Source organism: Flavobacterium sp. Root901, assembly GCF_001429765.1.
Lineage (GTDB): Bacteria > Bacteroidota > Bacteroidia > Flavobacteriales > Flavobacteriaceae > Flavobacterium.
This window is the reverse complement of the sequence record NZ_LMJB01000006.1, coordinates 1-24406: the sequence shown is the minus strand read 5'-3', so window position 1 is coordinate 24406 and position 24406 is coordinate 1. Positions and strand designations below refer to the sequence as shown.

General features: G+C 33.2%; 21 protein-coding genes. 7 read left to right on the top strand and 14 right to left on the bottom strand.

Annotated features, from left to right (window positions below):
- Positions 1 to 153 precede the first annotated feature (153 nt).
- Complete coding sequence (locus tag ASE21_RS09460; RefSeq protein WP_057122399.1) at positions 154 to 2061, top strand: DEAD/DEAH box helicase; 1908 nt, start codon at positions 154 to 156, stop codon at positions 2059 to 2061.
- 254 nt (positions 2062 to 2315) lie between these two features.
- Complete coding sequence (locus ASE21_RS09455; RefSeq protein ID WP_057122398.1) at positions 2316 to 3089, top strand: carboxypeptidase-like regulatory domain-containing protein; 774 nt, start codon at positions 2316 to 2318, stop codon at positions 3087 to 3089.
- A gap of 64 nt (positions 3090 to 3153) precedes the next feature.
- Here ASE21_RS09455 and ASE21_RS09450 read toward each other — a convergent pair whose 3' ends face one another.
- A complete protein-coding gene (locus tag ASE21_RS09450) occupies positions 3154 to 4614 on the bottom strand; it encodes an aminoacyl-histidine dipeptidase (protein ID WP_057122397.1) in 1461 nt (486 codons plus the stop codon).
- Positions 4615 to 4791: 177 nt separating this feature from the next.
- Between ASE21_RS09450 and ASE21_RS09445 the strand changes: the two genes are divergently transcribed.
- The 3 genes from ASE21_RS09445 (at position 4792) to ASE21_RS09435 (ending at position 7065) form a co-directional block, all read left to right on the top strand.
- Entirely contained in the window at positions 4792 to 5853 is a 1062-nt protein-coding gene (locus ASE21_RS09445) for a DUF3810 domain-containing protein (RefSeq protein WP_057122396.1), read from the top strand.
- A gap of 76 nt (positions 5854 to 5929) precedes the next feature.
- Entirely contained in the window at positions 5930 to 6424 is a 495-nt protein-coding gene (locus tag ASE21_RS09440) for an RNA polymerase sigma factor (protein ID WP_007810116.1), read from the top strand.
- A gap of 8 nt (positions 6425 to 6432) precedes the next feature.
- The gene (locus ASE21_RS09435; RefSeq protein WP_057122395.1) at positions 6433 to 7065 is read left to right on the top strand and encodes a hypothetical protein; all 633 of its coding nucleotides are present in this window, start codon (positions 6433 to 6435) and stop codon (positions 7063 to 7065) included.
- Positions 7066 to 7160: 95 nt separating this feature from the next.
- Here ASE21_RS09435 and ASE21_RS09430 read toward each other — a convergent pair whose 3' ends face one another.
- Positions 7161 to 7970 (bottom strand): lysophospholipid acyltransferase family protein, encoded by an 810-nt coding sequence (locus ASE21_RS09430; RefSeq protein ID WP_057123168.1) that lies wholly within the window; start codon positions 7968 to 7970, stop codon positions 7161 to 7163.
- A 123-nt stretch (positions 7971 to 8093) separates the two neighbouring features.
- Positions 8094 to 8747, bottom strand: coding sequence for an NUDIX hydrolase (locus ASE21_RS09425; protein ID WP_057122394.1), 654 nt, complete (start codon positions 8745 to 8747; stop codon positions 8094 to 8096).
- A 91-nt stretch (positions 8748 to 8838) separates the two neighbouring features.
- Between ASE21_RS09425 and ASE21_RS09420 the strand changes: the two genes are divergently transcribed.
- Complete coding sequence (locus ASE21_RS09420) at positions 8839 to 9276, top strand: DUF4268 domain-containing protein (RefSeq protein WP_057122393.1); 438 nt, start codon at positions 8839 to 8841, stop codon at positions 9274 to 9276.
- Positions 9277 to 9378: 102 nt separating this feature from the next.
- Here ASE21_RS09420 and ASE21_RS09415 read toward each other — a convergent pair whose 3' ends face one another.
- The 5 genes from ASE21_RS09415 to mnmA form a co-directional block, all read right to left on the bottom strand.
- A complete protein-coding gene (locus tag ASE21_RS09415) occupies positions 9379 to 11850 on the bottom strand; it encodes a T9SS type A sorting domain-containing protein (RefSeq protein WP_128414684.1) in 2472 nt (823 codons plus the stop codon).
- 230 nt (positions 11851 to 12080) lie between these two features.
- Entirely contained in the window at positions 12081 to 12491 is a 411-nt protein-coding gene (locus ASE21_RS09410; RefSeq protein WP_057122391.1) for a hypothetical protein, read from the bottom strand.
- A gap of 20 nt (positions 12492 to 12511) precedes the next feature.
- Complete coding sequence (locus tag ASE21_RS09405; protein WP_057122390.1) at positions 12512 to 13456, bottom strand: NAD(P)H-dependent flavin oxidoreductase; 945 nt, start codon at positions 13454 to 13456, stop codon at positions 12512 to 12514.
- Between the two features lie 8 nt (positions 13457 to 13464).
- Positions 13465 to 15063: a S8 family serine peptidase gene (locus tag ASE21_RS09400; RefSeq protein WP_057122389.1), complete on the bottom strand. Its 1599-nt coding sequence runs from the start codon at positions 15061 to 15063 to the stop codon at positions 13465 to 13467.
- 45 nt (positions 15064 to 15108) lie between these two features.
- On the bottom strand, positions 15109 to 16296 hold the full coding sequence (mnmA, locus tag ASE21_RS09395; protein WP_057122388.1) for a tRNA 2-thiouridine(34) synthase MnmA: 1188 nt from the start codon (positions 16294 to 16296) through the stop codon (positions 15109 to 15111).
- Positions 16297 to 16438: 142 nt separating this feature from the next.
- On the opposite strand from mnmA, the gene ASE21_RS09390 reads away from it, so the two are divergent.
- Positions 16439 to 18316, top strand: a complete 1878-nt coding sequence (locus ASE21_RS09390; protein WP_057122387.1) for a PEP/pyruvate-binding domain-containing protein — start codon at positions 16439 to 16441, stop codon at positions 18314 to 18316.
- On the opposite strand, the gene ASE21_RS09385 is transcribed toward ASE21_RS09390, so the two are convergent.
- The 6 genes from ASE21_RS09385 to ASE21_RS09360 form a co-directional block, all read right to left on the bottom strand.
- A complete protein-coding gene (locus ASE21_RS09385; protein WP_057122386.1) occupies positions 18313 to 18870 on the bottom strand; it encodes a DUF4956 domain-containing protein in 558 nt (185 codons plus the stop codon). The genes ASE21_RS09390 and ASE21_RS09385 overlap by 4 nt on opposite strands.
- Before the next feature lie 216 nt (positions 18871 to 19086).
- Positions 19087 to 19806, bottom strand: coding sequence for a toxin-antitoxin system YwqK family antitoxin (locus tag ASE21_RS09380; RefSeq protein WP_057122385.1), 720 nt, complete (start codon positions 19804 to 19806; stop codon positions 19087 to 19089).
- Positions 19807 to 19950: 144 nt separating this feature from the next.
- Positions 19951 to 21864, bottom strand: a complete 1914-nt coding sequence (gene yidC, locus ASE21_RS09375) for a membrane protein insertase YidC (RefSeq protein ID WP_057122384.1) — start codon at positions 21862 to 21864, stop codon at positions 19951 to 19953.
- Positions 21865 to 21945: 81 nt separating this feature from the next.
- The gene (locus ASE21_RS09370) at positions 21946 to 23559 is read right to left on the bottom strand and encodes a CTP synthase (RefSeq protein WP_057122383.1); all 1614 of its coding nucleotides are present in this window, start codon (positions 23557 to 23559) and stop codon (positions 21946 to 21948) included.
- Between the two features lie 224 nt (positions 23560 to 23783).
- Positions 23784 to 24014 (bottom strand): DUF3820 family protein, encoded by a 231-nt coding sequence (locus ASE21_RS09365; protein WP_057122382.1) that lies wholly within the window; start codon positions 24012 to 24014, stop codon positions 23784 to 23786.
- 205 nt (positions 24015 to 24219) lie between these two features.
- Positions 24220 to 24406, bottom strand: a 187-nt coding sequence (locus ASE21_RS09360) for a hypothetical protein (protein WP_057122381.1), incomplete at its 5' end; no start/stop codon positions are given.

The window sequence follows — 24406 nt, the reverse complement described above, 5'->3', positions numbered from 1 at the left end:
TCACGACGTATTTTTTTCTATTTCTTTATTAAATGATTTCACACTAAAGATAACTTTTTGAAAATCAAATCATAACAAATCCATAAATCTTAAAATTGCATTAGCATATCTGAATAATTAACAGTAATTTTGCACCCTATTTTAAAAACACATATGAATAAATTTGAACAATTAGGATTGAATGAATCGTTACTGAAGGCGATTTTAGATCTAGGATTTGAAAATCCGTCAGAGGTACAGGAAAAGGCGATTCCCCTATTATTGGAAAAAGACACGGATATGGTTGCGTTGGCTCAAACAGGGACAGGGAAAACGGCAGCTTTCGGTTTTCCGCTAATTCAAAAAATTGATGCCGACAACAGAAATACACAAGCATTAGTTTTATCGCCAACACGCGAGCTTTGTTTACAGATTACTAACGAACTTAAAAACTACTCAAAATACGAAAAAGGTATTAATGTGGTAGCAGTTTACGGCGGGGCTAGTATTACAGAGCAGGCAAGAGAAATAAAGAGAGGAGCACAAATTATTGTAGCTACTCCGGGAAGAATGCAAGACATGATTAACAGAGGTTTAGTAAACATTAAGAATATAGATTACTGTATTCTGGATGAGGCTGACGAAATGTTAAACATGGGATTTTATGATGATATCGTATCTATTTTATCAGATACTCCAGACGAAAAAAGCACATGGTTGTTCTCTGCAACAATGCCACAGGAAGTTGCAAGAATTGCAAAACAATTTATGAGTGACCCTGTTGAGATTACTGTTGGAACAAAAAACTCAGGTTCGTCTACAGTTTCTCACGAATTTTACTTGGTAAATGCGCGTGATCGTTATGAAGCCCTAAAACGTTTAGCTGATGCTAATCCGGACATTTTCTCTGTGGTTTTCTGTCGTACAAAAAGAGACACGCAAGCTATCGCTGAGAAATTAATTGAAGATGGATATAGCGCTGCTGCGTTACACGGAGATTTATCTCAGGCGCAGCGTGATGGTGTAATGAAATCTTTCCGTGGAAGACAAATCCAAATGCTTGTTGCAACTGATGTTGCTGCACGTGGTATTGACGTTGATAACGTAACACACGTTGTAAACTATCAATTACCTGATGAAATTGAAACTTACAACCACCGTTCTGGTCGTACTGGTAGAGCCGGAAAATTAGGAACTTCTATTGTAATCGTTACAAAAAGTGAGTTACGTAAAATTTCTTCTATCGAGAGAATTATTAAACAAAAATTCGAAGAAAAAACAATTCCATCAGGAATAGAAATCTGCGAAATTCAGTTATTGCACTTAGCCAATAAGATTAAAGATACTGAGGTTGACCACGAAATTGACAACTATTTACCAGCTATCAACAATGTTCTTGAAGATTTATCTAAAGAAGAATTGATTAAGAAAATGGTTTCTGTAGAGTTTAACCGTTTCATTACTTACTACAAAAAGAACAGAGATATTTCTACTCAATCTTCTGGAGAAAGACGTGAAAGAGGTGATTCTGAGCCAAGAGAATTCAACAATAACGGAGCAGTTCGTTACTTTGTAAACATCGGTTCAAGAGATAATTTTGACTGGATGTCTTTAAAAGATTATCTGAAAGAAACTTTAGACTTAGGTCGTGACGACGTTTTCAAAGTTGATGTTAAAGAAGGTTTCTCTTTCTTTAATACTGATCCTGAACATACTGATAAAGTAATGGATATTTTAAACAACGTTCAGTTAGAAGGACGTCGTATTAATGTTGAAATTTCTAAAAATGACGGAGGCGGAAGACGCGATCACAACAACCGTGGCGGCGGAAGAAGCTCTGGACCAAGAAGAGAAGGAAACTTTGCTCCAAGACGTGAAGGTTCTGGCGGAGGAAATGGATTTAGAAGCGACAGAAACGCTGCTCCAAGACGTGAAGGTTCTGGCGGAGGTTTTAGAAGCGACAGAAATTCTGCTCCAAGAGAAGGAGGTTTCAGAAGAAACGAAGGAAGTTCTGACAGAGCTCCAAGACGTTCTGAAAGCTTTGGTGATTCACCAAGACCTAGAAGACCAAGAAGAGATTAAGAATTTAATATCTTAAAATACAAAATCCCAAATTCCAGACATAATTGGAATTTGGGATTTTTTCTTATAGGCTAAAATCAGGCGTTCTATTAATAATTATATCATCTCAAACAACATAACTCAATCTTCTTTGTTCCTTTTTATTTAAATACTAAAAGCGGCACTGCTGCCTTTGTTAATTTTCTGATAATTATATTCGAAGACTGCGAAATATTTAATCTTGATTTACTACTTTTAGTGCTTTAAATCAGGATATGAAATATTTCGCAGTTTTCTTTTTTTTACTATTCTCTGCTGTAAGTTTTGCGCAAGATGCTGAATCAACAGCCCCGCAAAGAGTTTCAGGTTATATTATAAACGATGATAGTAAACAGCCTCTTCCAAACGTAAATATTATTAACACCAACAAAGTACGCGGTGCTAAATCTGATTCAAAAGGATATTTTGAAATTGACGTACAGCCTAATGACACCATACATTTCTCTCTTTTAGGATTTCAATCCTTAAGAATTAGAGTAACAAATGACTGGATTAAAAATAAAGTAACCCGAATTCAGCTTACTGAAAAAGCCATTGCACTTGAAGAAGTTGTTATTGCTCCCTTTAATTTAACAGGTTATCTCGAAATTGATTCTAAATTAATTCCAACAAAAGAAAACTACCGATACAGTATTTCCGGTCTTACACAAGGTTATGAAGCGGGAGAATACTCTCCAAATGCTTTCGGAAAAGTTTTGGGTTCTATTTTCAATCCTGCAGATATGCTTTATAATTTCTTTGGCAAAAACAGCAGGGAACTTAAAAAGCTTAAGGACATGAAGAAGGACGATACCATCAGGAATCTTTTAGAAACGAAATACGATCGCGAAACCATAGCAGTATTGTTAGGAATAAGCAAAGATGAAATTCCTGAAATCATGCATCGCTGCAACTACTCTGATGCTTTTATACAGAGTGCTAATGATTTACAAATCCTGGACGCGATAAGCGGTTGTTACGAACAATATAAGGTACTGAAACGTAATTAAATTTTCAGTCGCAGTCACAGTTTTCAGTAAACTGATAACTGTGACTGTAAACTGAGACTGTAAACTATTTTACCGGTATATTCGAAAGAATTTCCAATACAAATTTCCAATATTTTTGTGCAGATGAAATACTTGCTCTTTCATCTGGAGAATGCGCTCCGTGAATAGTTGGTCCAAAAGAAATCATATCCATCTCTGGATAATTTGTTCCTAAAATTCCACACTCTAATCCAGCGTGACAGGCTACCACTTTTGGCTGTTCGCCGTTTTGTTTTTCGTAAATATCTTTTAAAACCTCTAGTATTTCAGAGTTTACATTTGGTGTCCATCCCGGATAAGAACCGGAAAGTTCAACCTCGCATCCCACTAATTCAAAAGCAGAACGAAGAGAATTAGCCAAATCAAATTTTGAAGATTCTACAGAAGAACGCGTTAAACATCCTACCAGAATTTCTCCGTCTTTAACAACAACACAGGCAATATTATTTGAAGTTTCAACTAAATCAGCCATATCAGCACTCATTCTGTAAACTCCGTTTTGAGCAGCATAAATTGCTCTGATAATTCCTTCCTGAACGCCAAGATCCATTATTTTTTCAGGCAGGTCTGTTTTTATGATTTCGATGGATAAGTTTGGTTCTGTGGTTTTATATTCTGCTTTGATGTCAGAAATAATCTCCTGCATATCATATACATAAGCCTCATCAAACATCTGCGAAATAATCACTTTAGCAGTGCTTTCTCTGGGAATAGCATTTCTAAGACTTCCTCCGTTGATTTCTGCTATTTGTAAACCAAAATTTTCAAAACCATCAAATAATAAACGATTCATGATTTTGTTAGCATTTCCTAAACCTTTGTGAATATCCATTCCTGAATGTCCTCCGTTTAAGCCTTTTACAGTAATAACATATCCAACAGATCCCTCCGGAACTTCTTCTTCATTATAAGTTCTTGTTGCTGTTACATCAATTCCTCCGGCACATCCAATATCAATTTCATCATCTTCCTCAGTATCAAGATTCAATAAAATCTGACCTTGCAAAATTCCTCCTTTTAAGTTTAAAGCGCCGGTCATTCCTGTTTCTTCGTCAATTGTAAATAAAGCTTCGATTGCAGGATGGGGAATATCTTTACTTTCTAAAACAGCCATAATTGTTGCCACACCTAATCCATTATCTGCACCCAGCGTGGTACCGCGGGCGCGAACCCAGTCTCCATCAACATACATATCAATTCCCTGGGTATCAAAATCAAAAACCGTATCGGCATTTTTTTGGTGTACCATATCAAGATGACCCTGCATAACGATTGGTTTGCGATTTTCCATTCCCGGAGTTGCGGGTTTTCTAATAATTACATTTCGGATTTCGTCTTCGAAAGTCTCTAAACCTAAGCTGTTTCCAAAGTTTTTCATGAACTCGATTACACGTTCTTCTTTCTTAGAAGGGCGCGGAACAGCATTTAAATCTGCAAATTTGTTCCAAAGTGCTTTTGGTTCCAGATTTCTTATTTCCTGACTCATTATATTTTGTTTGAAGTTTAACAATTAAGAAGCTCAAAGTTACAAAGTTTAAAGCTTTTTTCGATGTAAATTTCATCAATTAGAAATAATCCTGTTGTATAAAATTGAATTTCATAAAAGCAACCTGTTTTTTAATCTCAATATTGTATTTATATTTACGTAACCAAAAATTATATTGTGAAATCAAAATACATTTTACCTCTTTTTCTTTTAGTTCAGATTATTTTTTACAAGATCCTGCCATTTTTTCCGGATTTTGTTGAGGGCTTTTACAGTAATAATGTATACGTTAGAATTTCCCATTTTTCCAGAGGTCTTCTAGGAAATCTTCCTTTTTCTTTTGGTGACTGCATGTATGCATTTTTAATACTATCAATAATTATCTGGTTTTGGAAAACACGAAAAACATGGAAAACAAACTGGAAAGACCATCTTTTAAAAATAACGGGTAAAATTTCTGTTTTTTATTTTCTGTTTCATCTGCTTTGGGCTTTTAATTATTATCGAAAACCTCTTTTCGAAAAAATGGAAATCAAAAGAGAATATACCGATGCTGATTTATTGACCTTTACAAAAAAATTGATTGTTAAAACCAATGAAATTCAGTTTAAAATCACAAAGAATAAAGATGAAAAAATTCGTTTTCCATATTCTCAGGAAGAAGTTTTTAAGATGAATTTAAATGGTTATGAAAATTTAGCCGGCGAACATTCTTATTTTAAATATGAAACATTAAGCGTTAAAAAATCATTATTCAGCATACCTTTAACTTATATGGGTTTTAGCGGCTATCTGAATCCTTTTACCAATGAAGCACAGGTAAATGATTTATTGCCCATGTATACTTTTCCGCTTACGGCTTCTCATGAAATGGCACATCAAATTGGTTTTGCCAGCGAAAATGAATGCAATTTTATTGGAGTTTTAGCATCGGTAAAAAATGATAATCTTTATTTTCAATATTCAGGATATAGTTTTGCTTTGCGTTATTGTCTCGGAATTTGGAAATTTAAAAATGAGAAAGTTTTTGATGTTTTAAAAAAACAAGTAAATCCCGGAATTTTAAAAAACTATCAGGAAAGTCAGGATTTCTGGATAAAATATGACACTTTTATTGATAAAGGTTTTCATTTTCTGTATGATAGTTTCTTAAAATCAAACAATCAGAAAGATGGTATGGAAAGTTACAGCAAGTTTATTGATTTGATGATTAATTATTACAGAAACAGGAATTTCTAATTATTAACCACAAATTAGCGGCAAAAAAATAGTATTCAACTGTAACAAAAATGATTTCAATACTACTAATACTTTTATGAGCGAAAATCTAGAACAGTCATTTGTTGCGCAGCTGCAGGCAAATCAGAATATAATCCACAAGATTTGTAGATTATATACTGCCGGCGAAGATGCCCATAAAGATTTGTTTCAGGAAATCACCATTCAGCTCTGGAAGGCTTATCCAAAATTTAGAGGCGACAGTAAATTCTCCACCTGGACCTACCGTGTTGCCCTAAATACAGCAATTACATTATACCGAAAAACCAAAAGAACGATATCTACCGTAGATTATGAAAGTCATCAGCATTTTGTAAAAGATGTTGATTACAACTATGAAGAGGAAGAACAGATTAAATTGATGTATAAAGCGGTTTACCAGCTTAATGACATCGAAAAAGCATTAGTTTTTATGTATTTAGAAGACAAAGATTATCAGGAAATAGCCGAAACCTTAGGAATCAGCGAAGTGAATGCGCGTGTGAAAATGAACAGGATTAAAGGGAAGCTTAAAAAAATATTAAATCCTTAAAAATTATTATGAAAGAACTGGATTTACTAAAAAAAGACTGGAAAAAGAACTCGGATTCTTTTGAACAAATTTCTGAAAAAGAAATCTATAAAATGATTCACAAAAAGTCATCTTCAATTGTGAAATGGATTTTGATTATCAGTATTTTGGAGATTTCGTTTTGGACTTTCTCAAACATATTTATTAATACAGACGATGTTTTAAGAAAAATAAATCATCCGGAAATTGTTATTACTCTTGAGTATTTAACATATTTGAATTACCTAGTAGGTTTAATTTTTGTATTTATATTTTATAAAAATTATACCACTATTTCTACCACTGTTGCTACTAAGTCGTTGATGAGTGCCATTTTAAGAACCCGAAAAACGGTTCAGTATTATGTTTGGTACAATTTAGGAATGATTGTAGTTACCTCTATTTTAAGCTTCTTTATTGCATTTGTCTACAATCCTGATATGGCATTTTTAAGAGAAAAACTGGCCATAAACGGAAAAGCTATGTTTACCACAATTGGAATTTTAATTCTGGTAATTCTAGGTTTCTTTGGATTGTTCTGGTGTTTTTACAGATTGCTTTACGGAACACTTTTACGCAGATTGTACGTTAATTATAAGGAGCTGAAGAAAATTGATTTTTAAGGTGCTAAGGTACTGAGGTTCTAAGGGACTAAGATTTTTCCAACTTGAAACCTGAAACCTGAAACAAAAAATCTAAAATCAGCAATCTAAAATAATCAATAATCCCATTGTCTCATTTTATTCAGTTCTTCCTGTGCTTTGATTTCTTCGGCTGGAATAACCTTTAAAAATGACGGATGCTGTTCGATCGCATATTCTACTTTTTCTACGATTTGATCGATTGTATCATTTTCATAATCAATTTCAAGTGGTTCTTTGATTATGAAAGATTGAAGGATATTTTTCTTTTTCATTCGAAGTCCTTTTTTGTCAAAAGAACGACGAAAACCATCAATTACAATAGGAATTACAACAGGTTTATGCTGTTTAATAATATGCGCAGTTCCCTTACGAACCGGTTTGAAAGATTTTGTAGTTCCCTGCGGAAAAGTAATCACCCAGCCATCTTCAAGGGCAATTCTGATATTTTCTGTATCGTTTGGATTTACGTCACGTTTTTCAGTTACGTCGACACCCTTCGACCTCCAGGTTCTTTCTACTGTAATAGCTCCAACGTAGGCTAAAATTCTCGGCAGTAATCCGGCCTGCATGGTTTCTTTTGCGGCAACATAATAAATATTCATTTTTGGCTGCCATAAATAACCAATGTTCTTAATGGTATCCTGACGTCCGCTTAAACTTGCGTTAAAGACATGAAACATCGCCACAACATCTGCAAAATAAGTTTGGTGATTGGAAATAAACAAAACATTTGTATCAGGAAGTGTTTTAATAATTTCAGATCCTTCAATCTGCAATTCATTAAAACCTCTATATCTTCTATGCGTCATGGCTCCCAAAATACGGATTAACCATTTCTTGATGAATAATATATGCCCAAAAGGATTTCGTTTAAACAATCCCATAACGTCGTTTTGTGTTTTTTCGGTTAAGTCGCAAACATACAAAAATTATTCTTTTAGCAACAGTACTATACAATTTACAAAATAAATACCTATATTAATGATTATCAAATTATTAAATAAAAGTTAATAAGTCTTTTGTGAAAAAACAATTTTTAAAACATCTCTAAGTTCGCTTAAAATCATTGCCGTTGCACCCCAAACAATATGATTTTGGATATTAAATGCCGGAACTAAAATATCATTTCCGTAAGAAGTTGACAATGTGGCTTCCATTATAATTTCATCATCTAAAAAGACGGATAATGGCAGTTCAATTATGGAGGCGACTTCACGAGCGTCTGGATAAAATGAAAGTTCTTCTTTTGCAATTCCTAAATACGGATGTACTAAAAAGTTACTCGGCGGAATATACATGGGTGAAAATTGCTTAATAATCTCAATCTTTTCGGGGCTCACTCCTATTTCTTCGTTAGTTTCACGCAAAGCAGTTTCCTGGTAATTCAGATCTGTAGTTTCATATTTTCCGCCTGGAAATGCAATCTGCGACGAATGAACTCCGTTGTAAGCATTTCGAACAATTAAGGTTAAATGTGTTTTTTCGTTTTTAGGATAAAACAACATCATTACAGCGGCAATTCTTGGATTTTTAGAATCGATATCTAAGTTTTTTAAAGCCTGAATACGTTCTTTTGGAGCCATTTTAATGTGTGACAATTCTGCCGGAAGCTCAACTGGAATTAAATTAGGAACATATTGCAAAAAATCTTGAAAATCCATATTCAAAGTTTATTTTTGTACTTTAAATTAAAATATAAATATACTCTAGAAAATGCGGTTCTACAAGTTTTCTAAAACAAAGCCATAAATAATGTACAGCAGAGAAGAATCACAAAGAATGAAAAGGGAATTTTGGGTAGCTTTTGCAGAAAAGTATCCCAGAAAATGGGTTCTTTATGATACCAAAATAAAGGATTTTTCTTTTAAATTTTATGTAGACAATAAAAAAGCTCAGGTTTTAATTGACATTGAACACCGAAGCGACGAAAAACGAAATGCTTATTTTGAAAAAATTGAAGCTTTAAAAAATATTCTGGAAGAAGAATTTATAAAAGATTTGGTTTTCGAAAAAAACTACACACTCGAAAGCGGTAAAACGATTAGCAGAATTTGGGTTGAAAAATCTGGAATTGGTTTTAGCAACCGCAATAACTGGGACGCTATTTTTGATTTTTTCAACGAAAATATGCATGCTCTTGAAATGTTTTATCTGGAGTATGATGAGTTTATTAAGGATATTGAAGTTTAAGCAAAAGTGGCTAAGGTTCTGAGATACTAAGTTTCCTTATATAACAAAACCCGACCAGTTTAAAAAACTTGTCGGGTTTTGTATTATGACTAAAATTTATTTTTACTTTTTAATGATCTTTTTGGTTGTTACACCAGAATATGAAAAGACTTTAATGAAATATACTCCAGAAGTAAATCTAGACATATCCACATCAATATTGTCTGCGCTTTGTATTTTAGCCGAATACAGTTCTTTTCCATTTGATGAATAAACTGCGACTTTTGTTGGTGCAACAGCATTTGAAAAAGATAAACTCATTTTTTCCTGTACCGGAACTGGAAATATCTGAACATTCGAGATTGATTTCTCAACAATTATTGGATCAAGTCCTAAGTTTCCTGATTTCTTTCCTAAATTAACTTTTGTAATAACAGATGAAACTCCATTCGATGGATTCTTTACGGTTCCAAATGCATACATATATTTTGTATCTGAATTTGTATTTGAATCTGATTGTGATTTTGATTTCTTTGATGCTCCTGAATTATCTGCAGGTTCTTCGGAAGCAACAAGATCATTAATCTGATCGATAGTAACTGGCATTGCAAAATTATTTACAAGTGTACCGTCCAAATTTATTGCAGTAACTCTTGAATCTCCTTCTGTAATGTAAAGTACTGAATCAATTTCTTCAATTTTTTTATAATCATGACTTTGCCCATAACCAATTTGGTATGTGCTTAAATTTTCATTAAATTGAAGATCCATTGCACCATTTGCTGATAACTTTACAATTTGGTTGGGAATTGATATTCCATTAAAAGCTGTAAACCAGCCAGCTGCAATAATTTCTCCAGAATTCAATACAACAATTTTTGCAATCCCTTCATTAGGTCCCTGTCCCAAGTTAAAACTAGTATCAATTGAAGTATCCAAATTAAACCTGATTAACTTTGGAGTATAACTTCCTGTAAAGCTATTTAAAATTGAATTACAAAGGATTTTACCATCCTGCATTGCAAAACTAATTCCGGTAACCCAATAATCTGGATTCGAATTTATGGTATAAACTGATTCCTGAATTCCATTTTCATTTAAAAGAAATAATCCCCATTGATCTGTTATTAAAATTTTGCCGCTTTCTAATACTTTAAACTGCTCTATTCTTAATAATTGACTATCTGCCTTATAATTAAAATTTTTAGCGATATTACCTTGATTATCAAGCTTTAAAAACAAATCTTTGGTACTAACAAAAATTGTTGAATTATCAATTATTTGAAACTGTCTAATATCTCCAAGATAATTTTTAAAAACGAAAGACTCATCTACAGTTCCTGTTTCGTCTAACATTCCTATTCCAAAAGTTTCGACATCATTAATTTTAATAAAATCTCCTTTAACAATTAGTTTTCCGTTAAAATAACCACCCGTTTCAAAACTACCTGCTCGATTTGGTTTTAAATTTGGTGAATCTATATTATTTCCATTCAAATCTGATGTTGACAAACCATATCTGTTTCCAGTATATTCAGAGTTGTTATAAAGAATTTTATTATCTATAAAATTTAAAACAAAATTATCAAATCCAAATTCATTCAATTTGATTTTATTAAACCCTTCATCCAGCGATCCATCAGAATTTAATCTTACAAGATAATTATTAGCAGAAACTCCATCATTAACTACTGTATCAATGTATAAAAAAGAGTCTTTTATACCCACAACAGAATTAGCATAATTATAATATTGACAAGAAAAACTAGTGTCAAATGAACCATCTGGATTTAATCTGGCCATATTGTATGTTGGGGTATTATCAACCATTTTTAAAAAATTACCGCCCACTAATAATTTACCATCATCCTGAATAGTTAGTGAGAAATCACGACCATTAGCTCCAACTCCCACATCAAAACTTGAATCGATTGAACCTTCGTTATTTAATTTTATAATGCTGTTTCTTGTTATTCCATCTACAACTGAAAACATACCGCTCACATAGATAGAATTGCCAAAAACTTTTACATCTGATACTTTTTTATCAAACGTGATATTATTGTTAAAACTGTTATCTAATGTCAGATCATTATTATATCGGTATAAATTACCGCTATCAACTGCCCAATGTCCTAAAGAAACAAGAATTTTGTCATCAGCTTGTATAGTTATTGAACTTACATCAATTAATGATGTGATTGATGTAATCACTTCACCATTCGAATTCAATTGAAAAATAGTAGATTGTTCGCCTGCACTTCCCCAAGGATTGTCAACATTAGCCAAAACTATAATGTTGCCATTGCTTTGCAGCTCGACTTTTTTAATTTTTAAGTTATTAGGATTTGTAAATAAAAAACTATTATCAAGAGTATAATCTGCATTTAATATGATAAGGTTGTTTACCGGTGAATTTCCATAAAATGCAATATCGCCTCCTAATAAAATTTTACCATCAGGAAGTTCTTTTATCTGGGTAATTTTTGCAGCTTTATAAGCGATAGGTTGTACAAAAGTGTCATCTACAGTCTGACCGTAAGATGATAAAAGTCCAATAAAAGTAAGTAATAATAAAGAGTAAAGTTTTTTCATTCGCAATGCGTGGATTAAATTAATTTGTTTTTGGGTAAAAATTATTTTAAAATAATTTGCATTTTTTTTGCTTTTCAAACGAAAAACAAGGCAAATACAAAGCTATTTTAACAAGTCAAATATAGCCTTTTTTGGATGCAAACTTTGAAACAATTATTAAATAATTAAAATAAAAAACCCGACATTTTGAACTTGTCGGGTCTATTAACTATAGAATTTTATTTAATAATTTACACCGTAAAAATATTATATACTATAATATGATCGTCGTAATTGATATAAAGCTGTTTGCGATTATCTTGTTTTTTACGTGTAATAATCGAGAGCTTACATTCTCTTCCATCATTATCTTTGCACATAAAAGAATACACAATATCGGTATCGTTTTCTTCTCTTTCGATGTAATCCAGAATACTAAAAAGCTGAATTTCCTGAGAATACACTACAATTCTGTGCTTGTCTGTATCTAAAACGACCGAAAGATTTACTAAATCCAGACTCGACCATTCTCCCCATTTTCCTCTTTCATTTTTTTCTAAAACGCTAAATCCTGAAGTTTTAAAATGATAAGACTGACTTTGAATCTGCTGCAATCCAAAACCCAGAAACAATAACAATATATAAGTGCGAATAGAATTCATAAAATATTTCTTGCAGACAATTAAAACTCAAATGTAGCCTTTTCTTGGCATGCATCCCTAAAATCAGACATCATTTCTTGAACAATTTGCTCTACAGGTAAAATTTCATGAATTAATCCGGCAATTTGACCAATTTCCAGTTCTCCTTCTTCAAGATCACCTTCAAACATTCCTTTTTTGGCCCTTGCTCTTCCTAAAAGTTCAACTAAATCTTCTTTGGAAGGACATTTTTCATACAAAGCCTGAACGTCATTATAAAACTTATTTTTAACCAGGCGAACCGGAGCTAATTCTTTCAAAGTCAACTGCGTATCTCCTTCTTTTATATTAACTATAGTTTCCTTAAAATTATTGTGCGCCGAAGATTCAATCGATGCCGCAAAACGACTTCCAACCTGAACACCATCTGCACCTAAAATCATTGCAGCCAGCATTCCTCTTCCGGTCGCAATTCCACCGGCAGCAATAATCGGAATTTGAATTTTTTCCTTTACCATGGGAATCAAAGTCAGCGTTGTTGTTTCATCGCGTCCGTTATGTCCGCCTGCTTCAAAACCTTCGGCCACAATGGCATCAACTCCCGCTTCTTGCGCTTTTAAGGCAAAAATACTGCTGCTTACCACATGCACGACTGTAATTCCTTTTTCTTTTAAAAATGAAGTCCATGTTTTAGGATTTCCTGCCGAAGTAAAAACGATTTTAACATCTTCTTCTACGACAATTTTCATAATCTCTTCAATATTTGGATATAACATCGGAATATTAACTCCAAAAGGTTTATTGGTCGCTTTTTTGCATTTTTGAATATGCTCCCTTAAAACATCCGGATACATAGATCCTGCTCCTATTAGTCCCAAACCGCCTGCATCACTTACTGCAGATGCCAATTTATAGCCGCTGTTCCAGATCATTCCTCCCTGAACGATGGGATATTTTATATTAAAAAGCTGTGTTATTCTGTTCATTAAAACTATTATTGTTTTATTAATTTTCCGGTTTTCTGCAAGCCTCCGGATTTAAAAGTATAAAAATAAAGTCCGCTTGTTAAGCTTTCTACAGAAAGAACCGGATTTTGGTTTGTAATTTCTTTTTCAATAACCTTTTGTCCTAAAATGGAATAAATGGAAACAGAAGCAGTTTCGTTATCAAATAAGAAAGAGATATTGGATTTAGCCGGATTTGGATAAACGGAGAAATCAAATAAAGACTGAAAAGTTTTTGTTCCCAAAGTTGAACCAAAATTCGGAATTCCAAAACCATAATTATTGTCAGGAGTTGTATATCGATCTGCAGACTGAATAATCATCTGCCTAATTTCAAGATTTGTTTTAGTTGGAAAAGCCTGCCAGAGACAAGCCACCATTCCTGCCATAATTGGGCAAGAAAAAGAAGTTCCGTTTGCCGTAGTAATAGTCCCTGAAGTATTGGACACAACTGCTGCAGCGCCCTGAGCCATTACATCCGGCTTTGTACGATTATCAAAACTTGGTCCAACAGAACTTGATCCAGCTTTAACTTTAGAAGCATTTACAGAACCAACAGTAAGAACTGAAATTCCGTCTGCAGGTGAACCAATATGATTTTCAGCCTGATTTCCCTCATTTCCGGCAGAAGCCAAAACAATTATTCCTTTACTAAAAGCTATTTCTGCTCCTCGTGTAATAAAATTGGTTGTTCCGTTCATTTCACTATAAGTATGACTGTAATTGGGATTGTCAAAAGCAAAATAACCTAACGAACTTGTAATAATATCTGCTCCAACTGCGTCTGCCTGCTCTGCTGCTTCAACCCAGTACGATTCTTCGACTGGATTTTCAGACGCATCATTTTCTGTTATAAACAAATAATAAGAAGCATCTGGTGCTGTACCAACCAGCGAATTTTCTTTATACCCGCCCATAGTAGATAAAACCAGAGTTCCATGGTCATCTCCGGAATAGAAATTTGTACTTCTGTTTACAAAATCATAACCGCCTAAAATCTTATTGCTATCTCGTAATCGCTGAAAAGGTTCTGCTGTATTGACGCCCGGAAAACCTGCGTCTAAAACCGCAATTATTTTTCCTGAGCCTGTATAATTCTGCTGATGCAAAACCTGCCCGTTGAGCATTTGGATTTGGTTTGCAGAAGTTCCATAGGCAAAATCTACTGCAATTTCCAGTTTCTTTTTTGTTTCTGATATTTTATTTTCGGATATTTTTTTTGAAGTACCGTTTAAAGCCTTATTAGCAAATACCACTTTATCAACAAACGAAAATGATTTTAGTGCATTGATATCGTTTTGTGCACCTCTAATATGCAGTGCGTTTAACCATTTAGACTGTGCCATTACGGTTATTCCGGTACTGCTTTTTATCTGGTCAATATAGGTTGTTTCCAATGGTGCATCAGCAGTGTTTAGCGCGATGTTTTGCGCCGTACGACGGTCTAATGATCTCTGGGAAAGAGTCTGCGACGGATTATTGAAAAAATCCTGAGCATTTGGTTTTCCTGTAAAATATACCCAGGCATCTTCCTGAGAAAACATTACAGTCGAAAACAATACTAAAAGAAAAGTAAAATTATATTTCATATCTATACTCTTTTAAAAGGAAAACCTTTGTAAAAAAGTATAAAGCTAAGAAATTACTCCCGAACCAACTAATTCATTTTCTAAATACCAGGCCACAAACTGACCTTCTGTAATGGCAGACTGTGGTTCTTCAAAAGAAACATACATTCCGTCTTCAAACTGGTGTAAAGTCGCTTTTTGCAAAGGCTGGCGGTAACGAATTCTGGCCATTACTTCCATTGTTTCGCCATTTTTTAAAGTTAAATCTTCGCGAATCCAATGCACTTCAGATTTTCCAACAAATAATGCTTTTTTAAACAATCCGGGATGACTGCTTGTTAGACCTGTATATATGGTGTTGGTTTCAACATCTGTAGCAATTACAAATAACGGATCTGTAGTTCCGCCAACATTCAAACCTTTTCTCTGCCCTACAGTAAAATAATGTGCTCCCTGATGATTGCCCATAAATTTCCCCATTTCAGGACGATAATTCAGCTTTTGAGATTCTGTTTTTAGTTGATTTTCTAAAGATGCATCTGCTGTTTTTTCAAAAGTATAAATAGAATCGTTTTTATCAATTTGGACAATTTTACCTTCTTTTGGCTGTAATTTTTGCTGTAAAAATTCCGGTAAACGAACTTTCCCGATAAAGCAAAGACCTTGAGAATCTTTCTTTTCGGCGGTAACTAATTCCATTTCAGCGGCAATTTCACGAACTTCAGGTTTCGTTAAAGCCCCGATTGGAAATAATGCTTTTGACAATTGTTCCTGCGATAACTGGCATAAAAAATAAGACTGATCTTTATTGACATCATTTCCGGCAATTAATTGATAAACCGTTTTTCCGTCAACCTCAATTTCACTTTTTTGGCAGTAATGTCCGGTAGCCACATAATCTGCACCAAGACTTAGAGCAATTTTCATGAAAACATCAAATTTGATTTCGCGGTTACAAAGCACGTCAGGATTTGGAGTTCGTCCTTTTTCGTATTCGTTGAACATATAATCAACGATTTTTTCTTTGTATTCTTCGCTTAAATCAACAGTTTGAAACGGTATTCCAAGTTTTTCAGCCACTAATAAAGCATCGTTACTATCCTCTAACCAAGGACATTCGTTAGAAATAGTAACCGAATCATCGTGCCAATTTTTCATAAAAAGGCCAATAACTTCGTATCCCTGCTGCTGCAGTAAATAAGCTGCAACACTAGAATCTACTCCACCAGAAAGACCAACAACTACACGTTTCATTTTAAAATATTTATATTTTTACAAGGGTGCAAAGGTAAGTCATATTTTAGAAAATCTAATTGGTTTTGATTAGTTTATATAATCCTGCAGTAGATAAAACTTATGATTTAAATACTTACTTTTAATATTCAATAAAATTGTCATGAAAAAATACCTTTACAGCTTATCTTTCTTTTTGATTTTTATGACTTTAAGTGCGCAGCGCTATTCTGCTTCACTGCCAGATTATGAAGCGTATAAAGCGTATAGAGGAAAGCCTTTATCAGATAAATTTTCAAATATCGAATCTGTAAAAGTGGTTTACGATTTGAGAAAACAAAAGATGTACTATTTCAACAGCACTTTAATTCCGCTGCATTACAATTTTGTAACCAATTATCTGCGCTATAATTATGATCTGGAAGTTTTTAATAATGAGAATTACAGCAATACACAAAAAGACAGGGATTTTTTACTGGGAAATCTAAATCACATCAAAGGAACAGATAAATGGATTTTTGAACTCGCCGCTTCAGACAGAATGCCGATTGAATTAATTGAGCGTTTTTTTAACTTAGTCAAAAAATCGACTTTTATTGGAGAAAACTTAAAATTTTATTTGAATAATCCCGATCAAATGGAATGGTTTCGATTGCAGCAATTCAAAATTCCCTGTGTAAAATCAGATTATATTTTTAATGAAATAAAATATCAGGAAGTGGTTTCCGGAAACAATATCGGCATTTTAAAGCAATACAAAATCAAGGATTTAGAAAAAATAAAACCAAATCCGGACGAAATTATAGTTCTGGACGGAACTCCGGATATTCTGCCAAATGTAAGAGGAATTATTGTAACAGAATTACAGACTCCTTTGAGTCATTTAATTCTTTTAGGAAAAAACAGAAAAATTCCTATTATGGCTTATACATTGGCATTAAAAGATGAAAACATACAAAAATTGCTTTGTAAAAAAGTAGAATTAAAAATACAGACTGATACATTTTTCATCAGCGAAAGCACTAAAAAAATAGTCCTGAAAACGAATTCTAAAAAGAAAAAATTAACAATTAATAGTAGTGTTTCTGATTTGGTGGATTTATCTAAAATCCCAAAAAAAGGTGTTGATTATATTGGGTCAAAAGCACAAAATATGGCGTATTTAATTGCGATTTCAAAAGACCTCAATTTTAAAACTCCGGAAGATGCGCATGCAATTCCGTTTTATTTTTATACCAGACATATTCAGAAAGAATCAATTGCGCCTCTTATAAAGGAACTTTTAGAATTTCCGAAAAAAGATTCAACAGTATGGATTACGAAGCAGTTAAAAAAAATTCGAGATGCCATAAAAAAAGAACCTGTTGATCCTGAATTAATTTCAAAACTTAATCTGGCTTTTAAAAATGCCCAATTCAAAAATTTCAGGTTCAGATCATCTACAAATGCAGAAGATTTAGATGATTTTAATGGCGCAGGATTGTACGATTCTAAAACCGGAATTTTAGGCGACAGCATTAAAACTTTTGAAAAAGCGATTAAACAAGTCTGGGCAAGTACCTGGAATGAGGCCTCTTATAACGAAAGAGAACTTTTTGGAATCGATCAGGAGCATATTGCCATGGGCGTTTTGGTTCATCGTTCTTTTCCGGATGAACTGGCCAATGGCGTAATCATTACTAAAAACATTTTTAGAGAAGATTTTCCCGGAATTACAGTCAACATACAAAAAGGAGAAAATTCGGTTGTAAAACCAGAAAAGGGAGAAATCTGCGAGCAGTTTGTCGCTTACCATTTAAATTCCGGAAATAATGATGACGATTTTGACGTAGATTACACTTCAAATTCCAATCTTAACGATAATGAACCTTTATTGTCCAGAAAAGAGATGAGTCGGCTTTTTGTCGTGAGCAAAAAAATTGAAGAGAAAATGTATCGTTATTGGAGAAAAAATCAGTTTCATCCTGTAGATATTGAATTTAAAATTGTAGGAGAAAATCGTGATTTATACATTAAGCAGGTCAGGCCTTTTAATGATTAATAAAAAACCAGCAAATCGATTTCATTAGAAACAGTATTGACTAAAACAATTTTAAAATCGAAATCCTTAATTTTTATTTTCTCCTGAACTGCCTTGCGAATGTTTCCATTTTCTAGAGAAAAATCATTTTCAAACGCAATTTTAACATTAACCGTATTAAGATATCTGGAAGCTTTTTTGTTTACGATAACCGAAGCTGCAACATAAAAACCAATAATGATAATTTGAAAAAACAACAGTATTTCAATTTTTTCAAAAGGATACATGATATCCAAAATTGAAAGCGTTATGGTCGCAAAAAGAAAAATAACAGCATTGACAGTAAACGATTGTGTCCTGAATCTCAAAATGGAAAAAATGGCAAATAAACCAAAACCAATTCCAACGCCAATTTCAATTTTTGTAAATAAATAGCAAAGCGAAAAAGTGCAGAGCCCAACAATAACCATTAACGGATTTATGGTTTCGTTGTCTTTTCTGTTTGAGAAAAAATACAAAATCAAAATCGAAAAAAACAATAATAAAAATCTTCCTGTAAGTTCGTTTAAACTCATTGATTTAAAGCTTTAGATCAATCAAATTTAAACAATTCGATAAAAAACCAGCAACGACTTTTCGAATTTATTTTGATTGAAAAAAGTCTGACGCGAATTGCAAGAATTTCGCGAATTATTTTTTTACTTATTTATATAAATACAAATCAGCATGAATTCGAGTAATTAGTGCAATTCGCGGCAAAAAAAATGTCCAGCTAGTGGACATAAATTTTATTACTGATTTTTAGGTTTTGAATCGGCTTTATAACTCGCTTTAGGATCACTCATATTTATTGTTTTGGTCAATTTTCCTTTCGTGTAAAACTGCCACATTCCGGCCTTTTTTCCGTTTACAAATTTTCCTTTAGAAGCTACAGCTCCATCAGCATCATAAAAAACAGCATCACCATTATATTCATTGTTTTTATATACAGATTCTTCCTGGATAGTTCCGTTTTGGCCTAATTTTTTATAATTGCCTTCTTTTAAACCATTTACATAAGTCATTTCTTCTGCTACTTTTGCATTTGGATAATAAACCGTTCTTATCCCGTGCAGTTTTCCGTTTTTATAATTTTCAGAAGTCATTAAAACTTTCGAAGCTTTGTGATAATATTTCCACTCGCCTTCTCTAACTTTTCCAACCTCTTTTCCTTCACTTACTATATTTTTATTCTGATCATAAAAAATGGTATAGGATGTTCCGTCATTTGCACTAAAATCACGGGTAGCGATTACATCGCCTTTTTTGGTATCGTCGAAAAATTTAAAAATTCCCGTTTCTTTTCCATGAATAAAAGTTCCTTCGTAACGCGGACGTTTTGATTCCTCATAAACTCCTTTCCAAACACCGTCTTTTTTTCCGTTAGAATCTAATTTATTAATTTCTGTTTGTGCACTTAAAAAGAAAACATTTAATAATGCCAGTCCAATTATTAGTCTTTTAAAAATCATATTTTATTTAATTTTAAAACTAAAACGAGAATTCGTTTCATAAATTATATTTGTTTTTCTCAAAGTTAAAACATTCCTGTCTTTTTCAAAAGGAAGTTATTTCGCTACATAAAAAAATCCCGACTAAATCGGGATTTTTATTATTTATTTCTTTTTATTTTGAGTTTTTTTAGCTGCTTCCTGTTGTTCCATTACCTCTTGAAGACGCTGCTGAAACTTGCTTGGCTTTTTAGGCTCTTTTAATTTATTTTCCTGAATCTGAGCGTGGATTTTTTCGCTGTCTACAATGTAGTTCTTAATCACGAACATGATTCCAATAGTAATTAAGTTCGAAATAAAGTTATACAAACTCAAACCTGCACCATAACTATTAAAGAAAATTAACATCATTAATGGTGAAACATAAATCATGATCTTCATCATTTTTGCCATATCCGGCATACCTTCCTGCTGAGGCGCAGCCATTTGCTGATCTCCGGAAGTCATTTTCATATAGAAGAAAATTGCAATAGCAGCCAAAATTGGAAACAAACTAATGTGATCTCCATATAATGGAATATGGAAAGGTAATTTTACAACTGAGTCAAAAGATGATAAATCGTCTGCCCAAAGGAAACCTTTTTGTCTTAATTCAAAAGCTGCAGGGAAAAACTGAAACGAAGCGTACATAAAAGGAAGCTGAATCAATGCCGGAATACATCCTGCCATTGGGTTTACTCCTGCTTTATTATACAGTTTCATCGTTTCCTGCTGTTTTTTCATTGGATCTTTTTTGTATTTTTCTCCCAACTCATTAATATCAGGTCTTAAAACTTTCATTTTAGCCTGAGACAGGAATGACTTATATGTAATTGGCGACATCGCCAATTTGATGATAATCGTGAAAATAATGATCGCAATTCCTAAAGACAATCCAATAGTTGAACTCAGGAATCCGAATAACGGAACGAAAATTAATTTATTAATCCATCCAAATATTCCCCATCCTAACGGAATGATTTTCTGGAATTCCTTATCATACGACTTTAGTACTTTATAATCTGCAGGACCAAAGTACATGCTCATTTTATAATCGATTTCACCATTAGTAAAAGCTAAAGGAATTGTTGCTTTAAACTGTTTAGTAAATACGGTATCGATTTTTTCATCCTTAACTAAATTCTCAGAAACTAAATCAGCTTTTTCAAAAGGAGTGTTTGTTTGAAGGATCGTAGCAAAAAAGTGCTGCTTAAAAGCGATATATTTAACTTGGTCCGGTGTTTCTTCTTTATGCTCTCCCTGACCTACATAACTTTCTTTTCCGTCTGCGTAGTTATAGTAAATTTCTGCATAACGATTCTCGTAAGAAACGCTTTTTTCATTTCTGTATGTTTTTAAATCCCACTGTAAACTCAAAGGTTTAGCCGAATTTAAAACTTTATTCAAACCTTGAGAACGAATATCAAAACCAATTAAATAATCATTTGGTTTTAATACATATTTGTATTCTAAAAATTCGTTTGCACCTGCTTTTAAACGCATTGTTAAAACCTGATCTGCACCAACTTTTTCCAATGTTGGTTCAAAATATAAATCTTTAGAATTTAATGTTCTGTTATCTGTAGTAAGAAGCTGTAAATTTAAGTTTGAATTATTGTTTTTGATTAACTCAACTAACTCTCCCGAACCTTTTCTAAATTTTTCGAATTCTTTTAAAGTTGCTTCAACAATATAACCACCTTTATTAGCAATTTTAAGTTTTACTTTTTCGTTTTCGATAGTTGTAAAAGAATCTTTTGCAGAAGGAAGTGCAGCAGAATATGCAAAACCACCTAAAGTTTTTTGTAATTGTGCTAATTGAACTGTATCACCCGGCGTTACGGCAGTAACTGGTGCAGCAGTAGTTTTAGTTTTATCAGCTTTTGCCTGAGCTTCTTGTTTAGCTACTAATTCTTTCTTGGCTTTTTCAGCAGCAATTTCTTTCTCAGAAGGTTGATTTTGATAAAAAATCCAAATCAAAATTCCGAATATCAATACAAAACCAATGATTGAATTAAGGTCTAATTTTTTTTCTTCCATTATTTATTTAAAAAAGTTATTCTTCGAAGTCTATTAGTTATGAGTTGAACTCAAAAGTTACAGTTTCCGGAATATTAATTATTATTTTTTATGTGCATTGACTGCAGCGGCAACAAAATTCACAAAAATCGGGTGCGGATTTGCAACTGTACTTTTGTATTCAGGGTGATATTGAACCCCAATAAAGAATGGGTGGTTTTCAAGTTCCACAATTTCTACCAATCCTGTATCCGGATTTACTCCAGAAGCTTTTAAACCAGCTTTCTGCAATTCATCTGCATATTTATTGTTATACTCATAACGATGGCGGTGACGCTCTGAAATAGTAGTCTCACCATAAATTCTATGTGCAAGAGTATTAGGTTTAATATCACATTTCCAGGCTCCAAGACGCATTGTACCACCTTTATCCGTAATATTTTTTTGCTCTTCCATTAAATTTACAACCGGATGAGGCGTATTTTCATTCATCTCTGTAGAATTCGCATCAGCATAGCCTAAAATATTTCTTGAATATTCGATAACAGACATCTGCATTCCTAAACAAATTCCGAAAAACGGAATATTATTTTCACGCACAAAACGAACTGCTTCGATTTTTCCTTCAATACCTCTTTCTCCAAATCCGGGAGCCACTACAACACCGTCAAGAGTTCCTAATTTCTCTTCTACATTATCTCCATTGATATGTTCTGAGTGAATTGAAATTACATTCACTTTTGTTTCATTTGCAGCTCCTGCATGAATAAACGCCTCTAAAATAGACTTGTAACAATCCTGCATTTCTACATATTTACCAACTAAACCAATATTTACGGTTTGTTTTGGATTTTTTAACCTGCGTAAAAAAGTATTCCAGTTCTTTAAATCCGGAGATGCTTTTTTAGGCAAATCTAATTTTTTCAAAGCCACAACATCTAATCCTTCTTCAAGCATTAAATTTGGAACTTCATATATTGTCGAAGCATCGATTGACTGAATAACTGCTTCTTTTTTAACATTACAAAACAAAGCTAGTTTTTGACGTAATTCCTGAGACAATTCATGCTCTGTTCTACAAACCAAAATATCTGCTTTTATACCGCTTTCCATCAGCGTTTTTACAGAGTGCTGAGTTGGTTTTGTTTTTAATTCACCTGCTGCAGCCAAAAATGGAACTAAAGTTAAATGAATAACAATTCCATTATTTTCTCCCAATTCCCAAACTAACTGACGAACAGATTCTATATAAGGTAATGATTCAATATCACCAACAGTTCCTCCAATTTCAGTAATTACAATATCATAATCGCCGGATTTACCCAGCAATTGCATTCTGTCTTTGATTTCGTTTGTAATATGAGGAACAACCTGAACCGTTTTTCCTAAAAATTCACCTCTTCTTTCTTTTTCAATAACCGAAAGATAAACTCTTCCTGTAGTAACGTTATTCGCCTGAGAAGTTGGAACGTTAAGGAAACGCTCGTAGTGGCCTAAATCTAAATCTGTTTCAGCACCATCATCTGTTACATAACATTCTCCGTGCTCGTAAGGATTCAATGTTCCGGGATCCACATTAATATACGGATCAAATTTTTGAATAGTTGTACGGTATCCTCTTCCTTGTAACAATTTTGCTAAAGATGCTGCAATGATCCCTTTTCCTAATGAAGAAGTCACACCGCCTGTAACAAAAATATATTTTGTTTGATTCATTCTGTTGTTGTTTGTAAGTAGTTGTGTAAAAAACTTGGCAAAAGTACAAATTTAATTAGACAATTTGCTAATTAGAAAATTAGAAAATGTGTCAATTTAAAAATTTAAGAAATAGATAAGTGTTAAGCAGAAAACAATGAATTAAATTCACTTTAAAACAATATTTAAAAGCTATCTCTCTAAAATATTATCTAATTTTCTAATTTTCCTATTATCTAATTACGTTAAGGTTTTGGATACTGCTTTTTTATATTACGAATTAACTCTTCCAGCCCATTTAATTTTAATTCATAAATAAGCTGTAACTGCTGCCCCAATTCTCCTTTCGGAAATCCTTTATTTTGATACCAAACCACATAATATTCAGGTAGATCGATTAAAAAACGGCCTTCGTATTTCCCGAAAGGCATTTTGGTGTGGGCTAATTTTATGAGTAGTTTTTTGTCTTGTTCCATTTTTTTTTAAAGAAAAAAGAAGCAAGAAGAAAGAACATTGATTCCTTCCCTTGCTTCTTTTGCAAAGCTATTATTATTTTTTCTCTTTTGCCGCAGATTAAAAAAAGATTTCCACAGATTATTTTAAAAAAATCATTTTAATCCGTGCAATCTATGGCTAAATTAAGTTCCAGCAAAAAACTTAGAACCTTAGCATCTCAGCAACTTAATAATGCCATCTCACAAACGCTTCCATAGCTGCATAAGTTGCCAAACCTAACTGCTGGTATAAAGCTGCCGTTTCTCGGTTTCTATCTTCGGCTCTCTGCCAGAACTCCCTTGCATCGGTGCCCTGAAAAACAACGCCGTCTTTTTGCGACTGGTGTTTGAAGATTCCGTGGCGTTTGGCCAAA

Bases quoted from the DNA above. Each gene is read 5' to 3' on its own strand.
- ASE21_RS09460 (WP_057122399.1), top strand. From the start codon at position 154: ATGAATAAATTTGAACAATTAGGATTGAATGAATCGTTACTGAAGGCG.
- ASE21_RS09455 (WP_057122398.1), top strand. From the start codon at position 2,316: ATGAAATATTTCGCAGTTTTCTTTTTTTTACTATTCTCTGCTGTAAGT.
- ASE21_RS09450 (WP_057122397.1), bottom strand. From the start codon at position 4,614: ATGAGTCAGGAAATAAGAAATCTGGAACCAAAAGCACTTTGGAACAAA.
- ASE21_RS09440 (WP_007810116.1), top strand. From the start codon at position 5,930: ATGAGCGAAAATCTAGAACAGTCATTTGTTGCGCAGCTGCAGGCAAAT.
- ASE21_RS09435 (WP_057122395.1), top strand. From the start codon at position 6,433: ATGAAAGAACTGGATTTACTAAAAAAAGACTGGAAAAAGAACTCGGAT.
- ASE21_RS09430 (WP_057123168.1), bottom strand. From the start codon at position 7,970: ATGGGATTGTTTAAACGAAATCCTTTTGGGCATATATTATTCATCAAG.
- ASE21_RS09425 (WP_057122394.1), bottom strand. From the start codon at position 8,747: ATGGATTTTCAAGATTTTTTGCAATATGTTCCTAATTTAATTCCAGTT.
- ASE21_RS09420 (WP_057122393.1), top strand. From the start codon at position 8,839: ATGTACAGCAGAGAAGAATCACAAAGAATGAAAAGGGAATTTTGGGTA.
- ASE21_RS09415 (WP_128414684.1), bottom strand. From the start codon at position 11,850: ATGAAAAAACTTTACTCTTTATTATTACTTACTTTTATTGGACTTTTA.
- ASE21_RS09410 (WP_057122391.1), bottom strand. From the start codon at position 12,491: ATGAATTCTATTCGCACTTATATATTGTTATTGTTTCTGGGTTTTGGA.
- ASE21_RS09405 (WP_057122390.1), bottom strand. From the start codon at position 13,456: ATGAACAGAATAACACAGCTTTTTAATATAAAATATCCCATCGTTCAG.
- ASE21_RS09400 (WP_057122389.1), bottom strand. From the start codon at position 15,063: ATGAAATATAATTTTACTTTTCTTTTAGTATTGTTTTCGACTGTAATG.
- mnmA (WP_057122388.1), bottom strand. From the start codon at position 16,296: ATGAAACGTGTAGTTGTTGGTCTTTCTGGTGGAGTAGATTCTAGTGTT.
- ASE21_RS09390 (WP_057122387.1), top strand. From the start codon at position 16,439: ATGAAAAAATACCTTTACAGCTTATCTTTCTTTTTGATTTTTATGACT.
- ASE21_RS09385 (WP_057122386.1), bottom strand. From the start codon at position 18,870: ATGAGTTTAAACGAACTTACAGGAAGATTTTTATTATTGTTTTTTTCG.
- ASE21_RS09380 (WP_057122385.1), bottom strand. From the start codon at position 19,806: ATGATTTTTAAAAGACTAATAATTGGACTGGCATTATTAAATGTTTTC.
- yidC (WP_057122384.1), bottom strand. From the start codon at position 21,864: ATGGAAGAAAAAAAATTAGACCTTAATTCAATCATTGGTTTTGTATTG.
- ASE21_RS09370 (WP_057122383.1), bottom strand. From the start codon at position 23,559: ATGAATCAAACAAAATATATTTTTGTTACAGGCGGTGTGACTTCTTCA.
- ASE21_RS09365 (WP_057122382.1), bottom strand. From the start codon at position 24,014: ATGGAACAAGACAAAAAACTACTCATAAAATTAGCCCACACCAAAATG.